Below are 15,001 nucleotides of genomic sequence, written 5' to 3'. Positions count from 1 at the left end.
TCATTCGCCTAAAATTTCTTTGATAAGCCCGTCACTTTGGCGCTCAAGCTCTAAAATCTCATTTGCCACCTCGTCTATGCTTCTTAGTGGTTTGTGTGTGTAAAAATATCTATTAAAGCTTATCTCGTAGCCGATTTTAACGCTATCTATATTTATCCAAGCGTCATTTACGTGCGGTTTTACCTCTTTTAAAAAATAGTCTAAAATATTGTCTTTTAGCGATATATTTTCGCTATCTCTTAGCTCGCTATCACTTTCATACTCGATGTATTCGTCTATTTTCTCACTTTTAAAATAGCCAAAATTTTCAAGCTCATCGGCGCTACATCTTAGATGAGCGAGTAAATTTTCCAGCTTTTCTTTGTTTATTTTGCTTATCTTTTTTATCACTTTTGCAGCACTTTCATCTTGCCATGAGACGGCGTTTAAGATAGTATTTATCTGCGTGGCAGATAGCTTGATATCTAGCTTTTTTATCGCTTTTGAAACTAGCTCTTTAAAGGCATTAAAATCGCTATATTCATCCGTGTCGATCTCTTGTTTTAGCTTGTTCGCGCTAGAAAATAAAATTTGGTGTTTTTGCCAAAGTTCTTTTGAGAAAAGGGCGTTTTTTTGCTTTACGTTTAGCTCTATCTCTTCGTTTTCTAGGTATTTTTCTATCTCTTTTTTATGGTTATAAAGCCCGTTAAAGCACTCATCTTTAAATTTATCCAAGCACCATTTCATTGGCTCTTTTAAGCCTTTATCAAATTTTAAAGCCTCTAAGAGCTCATCTTTAAACTGTGCTTTTAATCTTTTTGGGCGTTCGATATTTACTTTATAGTATCCAAAATCGGAATTTGAAAAAATCTTAGATGAGATTTTTTTATCATCTACAAATTCGTCGCAAGTTTGGAAATCTTCGTAAATTTGCATGATTTTGGCGATATGTTTTGGCTCTAGCTCGCAGTTTTTATCGCCTAAATTTTTTCTTAGCTTTGAGTATAGTTCGCTAGCGTCGATGAGCTGAGCTTTGCCCTGTCTGTGGGCGGGTTTGTTGTTTGATAGTATCCAGATGTAGGTTGTTATGCCGGTGTTGTAAAAAAGATTATTTGGAAGCTGTATGATCGCATCTAGTAGATCATTTTCTATGATATATCGCCTGATATTACTCTCTCCGCCACCTGCATCACCAGTAAAAAGCGAACTGCCATTGTGAACGGAGGCTATGCGACTGCCTAATTTGCTTATCGGCGTCGGCTTTATTTTGTCTACCATTTCCATCAAAAACAAAAGCTGCCCGTCGCTGCTCCTTGGTGTGGCGTCACAGTCGCTGAAATTTCCCCAGTAGTCGCTAAGGCTCACGACAAATCTGCTATCTATTATCTTTTTGTCGTCTTTTATGTATCTTTGTTCGCTTGACCATGATTTGCCATAGGGGGGATTTGAAAGCATAAAGTCAAATTTCATGTCAGCAAATTCATTGAGTGAGAGTGTGGAGCCGTTTTTGATATTTTCTGGGTCGTTACCCTTTATCATCATGTCTGATTTGCATATAGCGTAGGTTTCGTCGTTTATCTCTTTACCGTATAGATACACGTCGCTTTTAGCTCTTATCTCGCCGTTTTCGTCTTTGATGAAATTTTGAGACTCGGTTAGCATTCCGCCGCTTCCGCATGCGGGATCGTAGATGGTGATAACTGGAGGAAGGGTGTTTTTGATAGGGTTAAAGACGATATGCGTCATCAAATTTATAACTTCTCTTGGGGTAAAGTGCTCTCCTGCTTCTTCGTTGTTGTCTTCATTAAATATTAAATTTTCTTATAAGTTCTTCATAAACGTATCCCATGCCAAGATTTGTAAGTGCAGGCAGTTTTTTGCCATCTGGATCAAGCGTCTCTTTGTCGGTTAAATTTATATATCGCGATGTAAATTTTTCCAAAACATCTAGCAATACGTCTTTGCTTGCCATGTGTTTTATCTGCGCTTTTAGTTTAAATTTGTCGATTATTTCTATAACGTTTTGGCTAAAGCCGTTTAGATACTCGGTAAAATTTGCCTCTAAAATAGCCGATGAGTTTGTCGCGGTGTTGTAGAGTTTTTGAAGCGTCCATTTGCTAGTGTTGTAAAAGACATAGCCACTCGCATCTTTTAGGCCGCTATCATCTAGCTCTTTAAGCCCAGCCGTGTTTATTTGAAAATCTATTTCATCTAACACGGCCTCTTTTGTGGGCTCTAAAAGTGCGTCAAGCCTTCTTAAAACGACCATAGGCAATATCACATCTCTATATTTGCCACGCTTGTAGACATCTCTTAAACAATCATCGGCGATCGACCAAATAAAACTAACTAATTTATTATGCACTGCTTGGTTCATCGGTTAATCCTAAATTTGTATTTTGTAGAATATATTCTGCCCTAAAATAGATTTAAAAAACATATAAAATCATCTGTTTCCCAAAGCACTTTTTGTATATACTGTATTAAGAATTAGCATTAACTTATGTGGCTCTAGAGATAATAAAAGAGTATCATCTAAGCAAAGCAGTAGATACTGCTCTAGCAAGTGATGAAAAACCAGTAAAAGTAAACATGGATGAGCTATGAGCTAGAATTTCCACCAAGCGCTTTAAAAGAGTGGCAAAAGCTTGACAATAGCATAAAAATACAGTTTAAAAAGAAGCCAAGTGATCACTAAAAAACCAAAAGGTTGCTAAAGGTCAGCTGCGAGGCTATGAAGATGTCTACTTGAGGTAAAATTTTATCTAATCAGCAAAAATAAAAGCAAATTTATAGAAAGGATCTTGTAAAATAAATCAATCCTGAAAAATGTACCACTTTTTATAAAAACTGTACCATACTTTTAGGAAATTTTAAAGAAAGGGAAACTGCAAAAAGGGCAGTTAAAGTATCGATAAGTAGGACATTTATGGTGTCACGGGGGAGACTTGAACTCCCGACCTCCGGCTTATGAGACCAGCGCTCTAACCAGCTGAGCTACCGTGACACTTTAAAATAAGTTTCGGATTATATAATTTTTAAACTTATTTGTAGATAAAAACCATCTTTATATACAAACACAAAGTAAAAGTACCAAGAATCAACAAAATGTCTATTTTACAAAATAATTTTGAGCTAGAGATTTATCCTCAGGTGTGATGCTAAATTTCTCGCTATCGATGCTAACTTCAAATTTATTTTCTCTGCTTGCTTTTGTATAAGCAAGTGCGAGCCTTGCTGCTAGCTCTTTGTCGGCTTTACTAGCGTTTTTGCTTATGAAGCTAATAGCTCCTACGATGTCATCGCTCTCTTTAAATTTTACTTGTTCAAATTTATCATTTGGATGCGCTAAAAGAGCGTTATTATCGCTCTCGTCACGCCCTATTATCATTTTTGCACCATCTGGCAAGCGCATATGCCTACCAAGCTTTAGCCACACGACATCGATATCTCGCATCTCTTTATCAAAATTTAGATAATCCTTTATCTTCACAGCAAAGCTCTCGATCGTTAGCAAACATCCGCCTCCAGGCGTTGCAAAGTCCTCAAAGCCAAATTCCTTTGCCAAAGCAAGTTGCGGCTTTCTGTCGCGTCCGCTTATATCAAGCAGCTTCTCTCTATCGACCCAGCCCTCGCGCTCTGGCTTTGTTGGTGGCAAAAGCTTAGCACACATCGGACGAAGCACCAAATCATCCTCATCATCAGCTAGGCGCTTAACTTGAAAGAGTGCGTCTCTTCGCTGACTCATCGGTCTTTGACCCAAAACTTCGCCCGTGATGATGAAATTTGCATTTTCACTTTTTAACATATTTAGAGCTGTTTTAAACATATATCCGTGGCAGTCAATACATGGGTTAAACTGCTTGCCGTAGCCGTATTTTGGGTTAAAAAGTACATCACGAAGATACTCATTTCTCATATCAACCACTTTTAAACTAGCCCCAGCCAAAGCTGCACGGCGTCTTAAAATTTCATGTTTTTCTTCATCTACGCCAAATCCAGTATCCATATAAAGTGCGACCACTTCGATGTTTTGATCGCTTATTATTTTCATAGAGAGCATGCTATCAAGCCCTCCGCTAAACAAAGCTAAAGCCTTCATTTTTGTCCTGAAAGTAAAATTTAAAGCCTAAATTTACTAAATCTAGGCTTTTATGAAGTTTATTTAGCAGCGTTAATTACGATTTTTTTAATGACTTCGCTTGCGGCTTTTAGGCTGCTAACTGGCAAGTACTCGTAGATAGAGTGAAAGTTATTTCCGCCTGTGAATAAATTTAGCGTTGGCACGCCCTTTGCAGAGATCGCAGCGCCGTCATATCCGCCTCGCATTGGCTTTATATTTGGCGTGATATTTAGCTCGCTAAAGGCATCTTTTGCTAGTTTTATAGGCAGTGAGTTTTCATCTTTTAAGAACTTAAAGACGTTTTCATAGCGTGTTTTTAGCGTGATCTCGCAACGATCTCCATAAATTTTATTAAAAGAGCTTGCCATCTCACTTAAAAACTCAAGCCTTTTTTGAAATTTCACCTCATCAAATTCTCTTATGTCGATCTTGAGCGTCGTTTTCGCGCTATTTCCGCTAAGCTCTTTTACCCAGAAATAGCCCTCTTTGCCCTCGGTGCACTCTGGCACTTCGCCGCCTGGCAAAAGCGAGATAAATTTATGCGCAAGAAGTAGCGAATTTACAAGCTTACCTTTTGCATTCATCGGATGAGCCGAAACGCCTTTAAAGACCATCGTGCAGTCAGCTGCGTTCCAGTTTTCATATATTAGCTCGCCTATCTCGCAGCAGTCTAAGCAGTAGCCAAAGTTGGCTCCTAGCAAATTTACATCAAGCGCCTTTGCACCAAGCAAGCCCTGCTCCTCATCAGGCACGAAGCAGATCACGATCTTGCCATGCTTGATCTCAGGATTTTGCATGAAAAAGCTAGCCATATTTACGATACTAGCGATCGCAGCCTTATCATCAGCGCCAAGCAAGCTAGTGCCGTCAGTCACGACTATGTCGTCGCCAACGTATTTTTTAAGCTCTGGGTTGTCGCTAAATTTTAGATAAATTCCTTGCTCTTCGTTTAGGCAGATGTCGCCACCTGTGTATTTTACTATCTTAGCTTTTGTGTCATTTTTTTGCTCACTACTTGTATCTAAATGCCCAAAGAAGGCAATGCTTGGAGCATTTTCGCAATTTGCAGGAATTTTTGCTATCAAGATAGCATTGTCTTGCGAGATGATATCTTTTATGCCTAGCGAGCTAAGCTCATCTTTTAAAAACTTAGCTAGCTCATACTCGGTTGGATTAGAAGGCATGACACCTTTTAACCCATTTTCTTTATTTGTTGTTGTGTTAAATTTTGTGTAGTTTAAAAATCTCTCTACGATATCCATTTTTTATCCTTTTAGATGACAAAAAATGCAATCGCTACAACAGAGACAAACATACCCAAAAATGTTCTTTTAGCGATTTCAACTGGACTAACCATCGCAATGCCTGCACAAACGATAGCAGCACCGGCAATTGGAGAAGCTGATCTACCTAAAGCACCAGCAATAGCTGCTGCCATACCAAGCTTATCTTGCTCAAAGCCAAGTGCAGCGGCGTTTGTTGTGACGGCTTCATTAAATGCAAATGTAGCGGCGTCGCCTGAACCTGTAACTATACCCATGATAAAAGGCACAAATGTTCCGCCAAATTTAACGTAACTTTGATCTGTTTTGAGCCATGCGATGACCACATCAACGGCTCCACATGCCTTTAAGCCAGCGACAAAGACACCAGCTGCGATGATGATACCCATAACATCAGCATAAGCATGGCCCATTCCGTTAAAAAATTCTTTTGTGATCTTTTGGGGATTTGTAAGCGTAGCAAAGATAGCTATGATAGCACCTAGTATCATCGCCTCAGCAACGCCCATCTTTGTCCACGCAAGAAAGCTATAATCTTTCGCAAGGCTTGTTCCGCCAATAACCAAGATAACAAGTGGAACTAGAGGCATAATAGCGTAGATGAAATTTACTTTAAATAGTGGCTTCTCTTCGCTAGCAGCACTACTTTCAAGAGTGAAATTTGTATTTTTTTGATAGTCTTTAAGCAGTATCGCAACAACAACTAACGCGATCACTACGATAACAAGAGCAGTAAATGCACTTGGAATTTGCACTTTTATGACATCTTGAACTGTGTAGCCCTCGACCGTTTTTTTAACAAGATCAGCCACATAGACGTTGTGAGCCGATCCCGGGCTTAAAACTCCACCAAATGTCCCCGCAAAAACAGCAGCGCCAGCCATAGCTGGGCGGATACCTGAAGCCATTAGAAGCGGTATAAGTGTCGCACCAACAGCAGCGGAGCATCCTGCAGCTGAAGGGATAGCGATATTTATAAAATAAGTTAGCACTGTTGTTGCGGGGATCAATATAAAACCCACATTTTTAAGTGGCTTTGTAAGAAGCGCAACAAGGTGTTTATCGCACATTGTGTATTTCATAACAAATGCAAAGCCCATACTCGCACAAATCGCCTTTATAAGCCCTGCTTTAGTCATATAGTCAGTAAAAGCACTTAGTGCCCCCATCGGTTTTAGTGCGATTATACAAAGCACCAAACCAACACCTATTAGCACCGTTCTTGTCTCTTTTTTTAAGATTAGAAGTGCTACAACAGCTGCGATGCCAAGAATGGCAGCAATTAGCTTAAATGTTTCCATGCCTCTCTCCTTGCTTAGATTTTAAATTTAGTTCCAACTTCTATTTTTTCTATCTCTTTTTGATACTCAAATTTTAAAATTTCACTGTGTCCTATGACCTGAGCCTCGTTGTCCGCTATAAGCAGAGCCGTGCCCTCAGGCAGTGCGTAAATGGTCTCTTTTGGATTAGCTATTAAAAATTCCTCCAACCTCTCCTCTCTACTCTCGCCGTTATGGCCTGCTAGCTTGCCACTTATGAAGTGCGGATTGATCTGATATGGGAAGATATTTAGACTATCAAAGGACTTTGGCATGATGATAGGCATATCATTTGTCGTCATCATCGTCTTGCCAGCGATATTTGCACCTGCTGACCAGCCAAAGTATTTTGCTCCATTTGCCACAGCCTCTTTTATAGGCTCGACTAAATTTAGCTTATAAAGAGTGTAAAGCAGCATAAAGGTATTTCCGCCGCCAACTGCGATACTGCTAGCATTTTTGATAGCTGAAATTTTATCCTCGTAGTGATGGATTGATTTTATATTGCTATTTTTTAATCTATCAATTACTTTTTGCTCATACTCGTCATTTGTTCGCCTAACTCCAGCGTAAGGGATAAATAAAATTTCTTCCTTGCCGCATTCATCTAAAAATTCCTTAACCCAGTTTTTGCAGTGCCTTAAATAGCCAGTATCTTGATAGCTTGAAGCACTGATTAGTAAAGCATTTTTCATTTTTTTACTCCATTTAGTTTGTAAGCAGATCTTAGATAGACATCAACCCCAGCCACCAAACACTCCTCATCAAAGTCAAATTTGCAGTTGTGATGGCCTGCTTTTAAATTTGTTCCTATCATCATATAGCCACTCTTTGCGCCCCTATCTTGCAAAGCTCTCATAAAATGAGCAAAATCTTCACAAGCACCAAAATCAAGCTCTTTTACGATCTTGTCATCATCTATAAATGGACTCTCTTTTGCTGCTTCATAGAAAATTTCAGTTACTTCTTTGTCGCTATCGGCTCCGCTTGTGCCACCAGTCATTACGACTTTACTCTCTACTCCGTAAATTTGGCTAACGCCTTTAACGATATCCATGCATCTTTCATACATGAAATCATTTAAATTTGTATCCTCGCCTCTTGTTTCGCAAGCTAGATAGCCGTTTGGTGCTATGACGTTTCTGCCTTCACCTGCTTTTAAAACGCCTACATTTATCCTGGTCACACCCTTTGCATGTCTTGTGATACCATGCATGCTTAGTGCCATTTGAGATGCGGCTAAAAGGGCATTTGCGCCATCTTGTGGTGCTCCTGCTGCGTGAGCTGAACGACCAGTGATATGTACGTCAAATTTTGAAGTTGCAAGTAGCTTATTTGTCCCACAAATGATACCTCTATTGGTTTTTGCTTGAAAGCCGATATGACCGCCCAATAGGTACTCTACACCATCAAGCACACCAGCAGCTTCCATAGCCACAGCTCCTCTTGTGCCCTCTTCTGCTGTTTGGAAGATAAATTTAAATTTACCGTTAAACTCATCTAAATTTTCAGCTATAAGTTTTGCTACACCAAGGCCTATCGATATGTGACCATCATGCCCACAAGCATGCGTGATACCAGCGATATCTGCGCCAAAACCCTCTTTATAAGGTCTGTGAGTAGGCTCATCACTCTCTGTCACATCAACACTATCAATGTCAAATCTAAATGCTGTAAATTTACCAGGCCTTTTTGTGTCGATAAAAGCTGTTAGGCCTGTTAATCCATCTTTCATATAAGAAAGATATTTTGCCTCTTCAGGACTTAGGAGTTTTTTGGCTCTTTCTATTGCTTTTTCGCATTGCTCTTTTGAGCCAAGGCCAAGCCTTGCATCAGCTTTAACGACTTTTTCACCAAGGCTTATTTCATAACCAAGATCACTAAGCCTCTTTGCTAATACGGCGGTTGTAAAAAATGTAAACCAGCCAGTCTCTGGATGTGAGTGAAAATACCTGCGATCCTTGATCAGCTCATCTTTTAAAGAAAGAGCCAAATTTGCTATCTTATCCATAGGTTTCTCCTTATTCATTTGATAGTTTAATTAGTGCATTTGTTAAAATTTGTGTAGCTTTGAAAGCATCATCAAAATTTATAGCTTCTGCTATATTGTGACTGATGCCACCAACGCAAGGTATAAAAAGCATGCCAACGCTACTTGCGAGTTTTGTTAGATTCATCGCATCGTGTCCAGCTCCGCTTGGCAAAGTAAGCGTTTTTATGCCCAGTTTAGCAGCCTCTTCGCTTAGTAAATTTATAGCATGCTCGCTTAGTTTTACTGGCTCATCACTGCTTAGTTCTCTTATCTCATAACTAAATTTTAGCTCACCGCTTAGCTCTTTTATAAAATTTCTAAGCTCTAAATTTAGCTCTTCTAAGCTTACCTTATCAATATCTCTTAGATCAACTCCAAGCCTCGCCTCGCCTGGTACGACATTTAAAACGCCTGGCTTTGCATGTGCGTAACCAACAGTAGCCACAGCTGTTTTTTTATTTTTAGCAAATTTATTGGCTGCGATTATGATGTGTGAAGCAGCTAGCAAAGCATCACTACGCATATTCATCGGCGTTGAACCGCTGTGATCTGCCTTACCATGAATAATAATTTCAAATCTAATAGGAGCGGCGATACCGCTTACTACGCCAACGCTTATACCACTTCGCTCAAGAACTGGGCCTTGTTCAATGTGAAGTTCTAAATATGAATGAAGTGAGTGTTCTTTTAAAATAGAGTCATTTAAATTTTGTGGCTCAAGCCCAAATTTAATCATCGCTTCAAAGAGCGAAATGTCATCTTCGTCTTTTAATTCATGAAGTCTTTGTAGGCCAAGTTTGCCGCTTATTATCTTGCTGCCAATGGTTGCTGTTTTAAACCTACTTGACTCTTCACAGCAAAAGTTAATTAACCAAAGTGGGCGCTTTAATTTAATGCCAGCTTCTTTTATCGAGGTTAGCGCCTCAAGTCCTGCCATGACACCAAGAGTGCCATCATAAAAGCCACCATTTGGCACACTGTCGATATGAGAGCCTACGCAAACCGGCTTTTCACCTGGCTCACAGCCATCATCATAGATGGCAAAGATGTTGCCAACATTGTCAATTTTAAGTTTAAAGCCATTTTCTTCTATTAAATTTATAAGAAAATTTCTAGCTTCCAAGTCTTCTTTGCTAAATGCAAGCCTTGTTAGCCCTCCACCTTTTAATGCTCCAAATCTGCTTATAGCATTAAAATTCGCCTCAAATCTTTTAAAATTTATCATAATAAACCCTTAAAAATAAAACTAATCTTAAAAATATTTATTACTTTGAACATTTTACATTTAGTTTTATGATTTAAAGCTGAATAAGTGTTAAATTTTGAAATCTAATTTTTTTGTAGCTTGTTGTGTAAGCCTTTAATGATCTCTGAAATTTTTTGCATTATTTCGATTTTATTTGGTTTTTGTGATTTTCTGGTATCTTCGCGAAACTTCTCATAGTATTTTAGTTTTAGCTTTAAAATGGCCTCTTTAAGGCTATCTTCACTAGAAGCTATGTTTGAGCTTTCATCAACATAAATTTCTCTAACAAGTACCGCATTATCTTCAATATTTGGCAATAAAACAGCTTGAAAATAATCTTTATGATGCAAGAAGAATTTCTCCTCAAGCTCGTTTAAAACGATAGCTTCGTAATTTTTATTTGCTAGCATGCTCTTTAAAACACTAAATTCCAAAATATCAGTTTTATCTTTTTTTTGAGCCACTTGTTTATTTGTTGTTGCAGCATTTGTAAAATTTTGATCTTGTCTATTTATATATCTTTGTCCATGAAGGCTAAAAGTATTTAGCTCTATTTTGAGTAAATTTGATACCAGCAATTCGTAACTTTTTGCGATTATTGGCTTTAGAGAATTTGTAAATTCCACTATCTCTTCTAAGCATTTTTGCTTTTGCACTGGGCGCGTAATATCATATTTTTTTACAATTTGCTCGATATAAAACTCGCCAAGCTCAGTCCCGGATCCAAACATCTCTTTTAGCTCGTCACTTCTACCTACAAAGACCATATCCGCAGGGTCTGCACCATCTTTTATAATAACAACGCTTCCATCTATTTCGTTTTGCACCAAAAGACGAGATGATTTTATAGCGGCATTTATACCAGCCGAGTCACCATCAAAACAAAGTACTACGCTTATCTCTCCTCTTTTTAAAAGTGGCAAGTGATTAGTCGTAAGCGCAGTCCCAAGCACGGCAACGGCGTTTGTGAAGCCAGCAAAGTGCAGCATGATAACATCTAAATATCCCTCTGTGATGATAATCTGCTTTTTTTCAAAAATACTTTGTCTAGCTAAATGATAGCCGTAAAGTAGCTTTGACTTGTCAAAAACTATGCTTTGTGGAGAATTTACATATTTTGCAGGATGATCTGAGATCGTTCTACCGCCAAAGCCAACTAATTTTGCCGTATGCGCATATATTGGAAATGTGATACGCTCGATAAAACTAGCATAAATTCCCTTCTCGTTTTGCTTTACGATTCCAACTTCAAGCGCCTCTTTTGGTTCGATATTTTCATTTTGCAAAAGTCTAATGGTACTAGCGCTCTCCCCTGCCCAGCCAAGCTCAAATTTCTCGATCATCGCGTCATTTATACCACGAGAATAGATATATCTCACAGCGGCTTCATGCTTGAAAAATTCGCTCCTATAAAAGGCATTTGCCTTTTCTAAAATATGCTTATTTTCTTTTTGTGTTGGGGCTTTGTCGCTTGTGTATTCAAGGCTAAAATTTACAAGACTAGCTATTCTTTCGATAGCTTCTGGATAGGTTAATTTCTCATAATCCATTACAAATTTGATCGCATCTCCGCCGGCCTTGCAAGCAAAACAGTGAAAAATTTGCTTACTTTGGCTTATGCTCATACTAGGATTTCTATCATCGTGAAATGGGCAGACGCATTTATAGTTTGCACCCATTTTTTTGACTGGCAAATAGTGCTCTATAATGTCAACGATATCGATTTGATTTTTGAGTTTTTCTATGGATTTTGGATCTATCATAAGCAAAATTATACAACCGCTTTGTTATAATTAAAGTAAAATTTTATTACAAAGTATGAGCGTGGATATTTTTTTTATTGGGCATAGAGATCCGATATTTAGCCTTATTATTTTATTTAGCATTATTTTGATGATAGCCGCATTAAGCTATGCTTGGGGTATCTTTTCAAGCAAAGATGAGAAAAAACGCATTGAAAAATTTATAAGAAAATTTGATAGCAAAGATGGCATAAGTAGCGAGCATAAACAGATGCTACAAAGCCCAGAGATAGATGCTCAAAGCCTTTGCATGCTAGGACAAACTTTTGCCAAAAATGGTGATTTTGAAAAATCAATTAGTGTTTATCTCATAGCGCTTGGCAAAGTTAGAGATAAAAATGAAAAAGAATTTATCCTAAACGAGCTTGGAGAGGTCTATTTTAAGGCCGGATTTTTGAAAAAAGCTAGCGAAGTCTTTGAAAAAGTGCTTGAACTAAGCCCAAGAAATGTGCTTGCACTTCGCTTTTTAACGATGATAGATGAAAAACTTAAAAACTACAAAGAAGCCCTTTATGCGCTAAATTCTCTTGAAGAACTTGGTGTAAATATAAAAGATCAAAAGGCCTATATAAAGGCGATCAGCACGCTTGATGATAGAAATTTAAGTTTTAATGAAAAGGTAGAAATTCTCTCCCATCTTAGCCAAAATTTTGAGCTTTTAAAACGTATGATCTTAGCACTTTTCATAAGGCACAATGAAAATTTAGAAAATTTAAAAGATTTTGCTCGTTTTGAAGATGTGATCGATCTGCTTTACAACCTAAAAACGCCTATAAATTTAAACGATCCAAAGTACAAATCACTCTTTTACGCAAAGGGCGATATAGATGAGCCATGTGAAATTTATGGCTTTGAGCTAAATGTCATCAAAAAGCTAAAAGACGCTAAATTTGACGCGGCTGGGTTAAGCTTTAACTACGTTTGCAAAAGCTGCAAAAACTCATTTCCTATGCACTTTTACCGCTGTCCGGTCTGTCACGAGCTAGGAAGTGTGAAAATTTTATCCCACATCACAGAAAAACCAAGTGAAGATAGTAACACTTTTTAGCGATGGCTCATGCCTTGGAAACCCTGGAGCTGGCGGCTGGGCTTACATTTTGAGATTTAACGAAGCGCAGAAAAAAGAAAGTGGCGGCGAGGCACATACTACAAATAACCAAATGGAGCTAAAAGCTGCGATAATGGGGCTAAAAGCATTAAAAGAGCCCTGCGAAGTAAGGCTCTTTACAGATAGCTCATACGTGGTAAATAGCATAAATGAGTGGCTTGCAAACTGGCAAAAGAGAAATTTTAAAAATGTAAAAAATGTCGAGCTTTGGCAGGAGTATTTAGAAATTTCAAAGCCTCACAAAGTCGTGGCTAGCTGGGTCAAGGGGCACGCTGGACACCCTGAAAACGAGGAGTGCGACCAGATGGCGAGAGATGAGGCATTAAAAATAAAAGATGAGAATGAAAGATGAAAATTTTAGAAGAATTTGAAAAGAGTCTTGGATATAAATTTAAAAAAACTGAACTTTTAGAAGAGGCGCTGACCCACAAGAGTACCAAGCAGGCGCTAAATAACGAAAGACTCGAGTTTTTAGGCGATGCGGTGATGGATCTGCTTGTGGCTGAGTATCTTTTTAAGAAATTTAGCAAGATCGCAGAGGGCGACATGAGTAAGCTAAGAGCCGCGCTTGTAAATGAAAAAAGCTTTGCAAATATGGCAAGGCATCTAAAAATGGGTAAATTTTTAAGGCTAAGTACGGCTGAAGAGAACAATGGCGGACGCGAGAAAGATAGCATTTTAAGCGACGCATTTGAAGCTGTGATGGGTGCTATCTACCTAGAGGCTGGACTTGATAAAGTTAGAGAAATTTCTATTAGTCTGCTTGAGCTTTGCTATCCGCAGATCGACTTTGCACACCTTGAAAAGGACTACAAAACCGCTCTTCAAGAGGTCACTCAGGCCAGTCTTGGCGTTATACCAACATACGAGCTCATCAGCACGTCAGGTCCTGATCACAAGAAAGAATTTGAGATAGCCTTGCTACTAAATGGCAAAGAAATTTCACGCGCCGTTGGCAGCTCTAAAAAGCAAGCCCAACAGCTTGCAGCAAAAATCGCACTAGAAAAAATCAAAAAATAGGAAAAATTTTGAATACATTTGGCAAAAAACTAACCTTAACAACCTTTGGCGAGAGCCACGGAGTGGCGATCGGTGGCGTGATAGACGGCCTACCTGCTGGGCTAAAGATCGATACAGATTTCATCCAAAGTGAGCTAGATAGACGCCGCCCTGGACAAAGCAACTTTACAACCGCAAGAGATGAAGCCGATAAAATAGAAATTTTTAGTGGCGTCTTTGATGGCATAAGCACTGGGGCACCGATAGGTTTTGCCATTTTTAACAACAACCAAAAATCAAACGACTATGAAAATTTACGTGAAATTTTCCGTCCCGGGCATGCTGATTTTACATATTTCAAAAAATATGGCTTTAGAGATCACAGAGGCGGCGGACGCTCAAGTGCAAGAGAAACGGCTATTAAAGTAGCTGGTGGAGCTTTTGCACAGATGCTTTTAAATGAGTTTAATATAGAAATTTTAAGTGGAGTACTTGGTATCAGCAAAGTTTTTAGCGATAAAATAGACTTTAACTTTGCTAAAAATTCTCAAATTTATGCTCTTGGCAATGAAGAAGCGATGAAAGAAGTGATAAATAAAGCTAGAAGCGAGCACGATAGTGTAGGAGCTGTGGTTTTAAGCGTGGCTAGAGGAGTGCCAGCTGGTCTTGGTGAGCCACTTTATGATAAGCTAGATAGCGCTTTAGCAGCGGCTTTGATGGGAATAAACGGTGTAAAGGCCGTTGAGATAGGTGCTGGCGTGAATGTAAGCTCTATGCTTGGCTCGGCAAACAACGACGAGATGGACGAGCTTGGCTTTTTGAGCAATAACGCTGGTGGCATACTTGGCGGCATAAGTAGCGGCGCTGAGATCGTGTTAAAGAGCCATTTTAAGCCAACACCTTCGATATTTAAAGAGCAAAAGACACTAAATTTAGCTGGCGAAGTGGTAGACTTTGAACTAAGAGGCAGGCATGATCCTTGTATAGGCATACGTGGCAGCGTCGTTGCAACCGCGATGATAAGGCTAGTTATCGCCGATATGTTACTACTAAATACTAGCACAAAGCTTGAAAATTTAAAGAAAATTTACGGCTAAAATCTATAAAAAT

Annotated in this window: 14 protein-coding genes and 1 tRNA gene; 5 read left to right on the top strand and 10 right to left on the bottom strand. The window is 38.8% G+C overall.

Annotation, left to right across the window (positions count from 1 at the left end):
- Both CYO92_RS00885 and CYO92_RS09385 read right to left on the bottom strand, forming a co-directional pair.
- The gene (locus CYO92_RS00885) at nucleotides 1–1,728 is read right to left on the bottom strand and encodes an HsdM family class I SAM-dependent methyltransferase (protein ID WP_343218560.1); all 1,728 of its coding nucleotides are present in this window, start codon (nucleotides 1,726–1,728) and stop codon (nucleotides 1–3) included.
- A 55-nt stretch (nucleotides 1,729–1,783) separates the two neighbouring features.
- Entirely contained in the window at nucleotides 1,784–2,356 is a 573-nt protein-coding gene (locus tag CYO92_RS09385) for a type I restriction-modification system subunit M N-terminal domain-containing protein (protein WP_219808123.1), read from the bottom strand.
- A gap of 219 nt (nucleotides 2,357–2,575) precedes the next feature.
- Between CYO92_RS09385 and CYO92_RS09620 the strand changes: the two genes are divergently transcribed.
- The gene (locus CYO92_RS09620) at nucleotides 2,576–2,677 is read left to right on the top strand and encodes a type II toxin-antitoxin system RelE family toxin (protein ID WP_369406596.1); all 102 of its coding nucleotides are present in this window, start codon (nucleotides 2,576–2,578) and stop codon (nucleotides 2,675–2,677) included.
- Nucleotides 2,678–2,909: 232 nt separating this feature from the next.
- Here CYO92_RS09620 and CYO92_RS00870 read toward each other — a convergent pair.
- The 8 genes from CYO92_RS00870 to dnaG all read right to left on the bottom strand — a co-directional run bounded on the left by CYO92_RS00870 (nucleotide 2,910) and on the right by dnaG (nucleotide 11,745).
- Nucleotides 2,910–2,986, bottom strand: a tRNA-Met gene (locus CYO92_RS00870).
- Nucleotides 2,987–3,091: 105 nt separating this feature from the next.
- Nucleotides 3,092–4,081 (bottom strand): argininosuccinate synthase domain-containing protein, encoded by a 990-nt coding sequence (locus CYO92_RS00865; RefSeq protein WP_103589252.1) that lies wholly within the window; start codon nucleotides 4,079–4,081, stop codon nucleotides 3,092–3,094.
- Between the two features lie 59 nt (nucleotides 4,082–4,140).
- Nucleotides 4,141–5,364 (bottom strand): peptidase T, encoded by a 1,224-nt coding sequence (gene pepT / locus CYO92_RS00860; RefSeq protein ID WP_103589251.1) that lies wholly within the window; start codon nucleotides 5,362–5,364, stop codon nucleotides 4,141–4,143.
- An 11-nt stretch (nucleotides 5,365–5,375) separates the two neighbouring features.
- Nucleotides 5,376–6,686, bottom strand: a complete 1,311-nt coding sequence (dcuC, locus tag CYO92_RS00855; protein ID WP_103589250.1) for a C4-dicarboxylate transporter DcuC — start codon at nucleotides 6,684–6,686, stop codon at nucleotides 5,376–5,378.
- A gap of 14 nt (nucleotides 6,687–6,700) precedes the next feature.
- On the bottom strand, nucleotides 6,701–7,399 hold the full coding sequence (gene pepE, locus CYO92_RS00850) for a dipeptidase PepE (protein WP_103589249.1): 699 nt from the start codon (nucleotides 7,397–7,399) through the stop codon (nucleotides 6,701–6,703).
- A complete protein-coding gene (locus CYO92_RS00845; RefSeq protein ID WP_103589248.1) occupies nucleotides 7,396–8,715 on the bottom strand; it encodes an amidohydrolase in 1,320 nt (439 codons plus the stop codon). The genes pepE and CYO92_RS00845 overlap by 4 nt, the downstream gene beginning before the upstream one ends.
- A gap of 10 nt (nucleotides 8,716–8,725) precedes the next feature.
- Nucleotides 8,726–9,961 (bottom strand): M20 family metallo-hydrolase, encoded by a 1,236-nt coding sequence (locus tag CYO92_RS00840; protein ID WP_103589247.1) that lies wholly within the window; start codon nucleotides 9,959–9,961, stop codon nucleotides 8,726–8,728.
- Between the two features lie 104 nt (nucleotides 9,962–10,065).
- Nucleotides 10,066–11,745 carry a DNA primase gene (dnaG, locus tag CYO92_RS00835; RefSeq protein WP_103589295.1) on the bottom strand — a complete coding sequence of 560 codons (1,680 nt, stop codon included), beginning with the start codon at nucleotides 11,743–11,745 and terminating at the stop codon, nucleotides 10,066–10,068.
- Nucleotides 11,746–11,800: 55 nt separating this feature from the next.
- On the opposite strand from dnaG, the gene CYO92_RS00830 reads away from it, so the two are divergent.
- The 4 genes from CYO92_RS00830 to aroC are packed head-to-tail and all read left to right on the top strand — an operon-like array spanning nucleotide 11,801 to nucleotide 14,988.
- Nucleotides 11,801–12,832, top strand: a complete 1,032-nt coding sequence (locus tag CYO92_RS00830) for a tetratricopeptide repeat protein (RefSeq protein ID WP_258030507.1) — start codon at nucleotides 11,801–11,803, stop codon at nucleotides 12,830–12,832.
- Nucleotides 12,810–13,244, top strand: coding sequence for a ribonuclease HI (rnhA, locus tag CYO92_RS00825; protein WP_103589245.1), 435 nt, complete (start codon nucleotides 12,810–12,812; stop codon nucleotides 13,242–13,244). Before CYO92_RS00830 ends, rnhA begins: the two co-directional genes overlap by 23 nt.
- The gene (gene rnc / locus CYO92_RS00820; protein WP_103589244.1) at nucleotides 13,241–13,912 is read left to right on the top strand and encodes a ribonuclease III; all 672 of its coding nucleotides are present in this window, start codon (nucleotides 13,241–13,243) and stop codon (nucleotides 13,910–13,912) included. The genes rnhA and rnc overlap by 4 nt, the downstream gene beginning before the upstream one ends.
- Nucleotides 13,913–13,920: 8 nt before the next feature.
- Nucleotides 13,921–14,988: a chorismate synthase gene (gene aroC / locus CYO92_RS00815; protein WP_103589243.1), complete on the top strand. Its 1,068-nt coding sequence runs from the start codon at nucleotides 13,921–13,923 to the stop codon at nucleotides 14,986–14,988.
- The last annotated feature ends 13 nt before the right edge of the window (nucleotides 14,989–15,001 follow it).

It is taken from the genome of Campylobacter concisus, assembly GCF_002913715.1.
Classification (GTDB): Bacteria; Campylobacterota; Campylobacteria; order Campylobacterales; family Campylobacteraceae; genus Campylobacter_A; species Campylobacter_A concisus_AG.
The sequence above is the reverse complement of the archived record's forward strand: the minus strand, read 5'-3'. Positions and strand labels throughout refer to the sequence as shown.

What these genes read in the sequence shown, in the direction of transcription:
- CYO92_RS09385 (WP_219808123.1), bottom strand. Translation starts at nt 2,356, where the DNA reads ATGAACCAAGCAGTGCATAATAAATTAGTTAGTTTTATTTGGTCGATC.
- CYO92_RS09620 (WP_369406596.1), top strand. Translation starts at nt 2,576, where the DNA reads ATGAGCTATGAGCTAGAATTTCCACCAAGCGCTTTAAAAGAGTGGCAA.
- CYO92_RS00865 (WP_103589252.1), bottom strand. Translation starts at nt 4,081, where the DNA reads ATGAAGGCTTTAGCTTTGTTTAGCGGAGGGCTTGATAGCATGCTCTCT.
- pepT (WP_103589251.1), bottom strand. Translation starts at nt 5,364, where the DNA reads ATGGATATCGTAGAGAGATTTTTAAACTACACAAAATTTAACACAACA.
- dcuC (WP_103589250.1), bottom strand. Translation starts at nt 6,686, where the DNA reads ATGGAAACATTTAAGCTAATTGCTGCCATTCTTGGCATCGCAGCTGTT.
- pepE (WP_103589249.1), bottom strand. Translation starts at nt 7,399, where the DNA reads ATGAAAAATGCTTTACTAATCAGTGCTTCAAGCTATCAAGATACTGGC.
- CYO92_RS00845 (WP_103589248.1), bottom strand. Translation starts at nt 8,715, where the DNA reads ATGGATAAGATAGCAAATTTGGCTCTTTCTTTAAAAGATGAGCTGATC.
- CYO92_RS00840 (WP_103589247.1), bottom strand. Translation starts at nt 9,961, where the DNA reads ATGATAAATTTTAAAAGATTTGAGGCGAATTTTAATGCTATAAGCAGA.
- dnaG (WP_103589295.1), bottom strand. Translation starts at nt 11,745, where the DNA reads ATGATAGATCCAAAATCCATAGAAAAACTCAAAAATCAAATCGATATC.
- CYO92_RS00830 (WP_258030507.1), top strand. Translation starts at nt 11,801, where the DNA reads ATGAGCGTGGATATTTTTTTTATTGGGCATAGAGATCCGATATTTAGC.
- rnc (WP_103589244.1), top strand. Translation starts at nt 13,241, where the DNA reads ATGAAAATTTTAGAAGAATTTGAAAAGAGTCTTGGATATAAATTTAAA.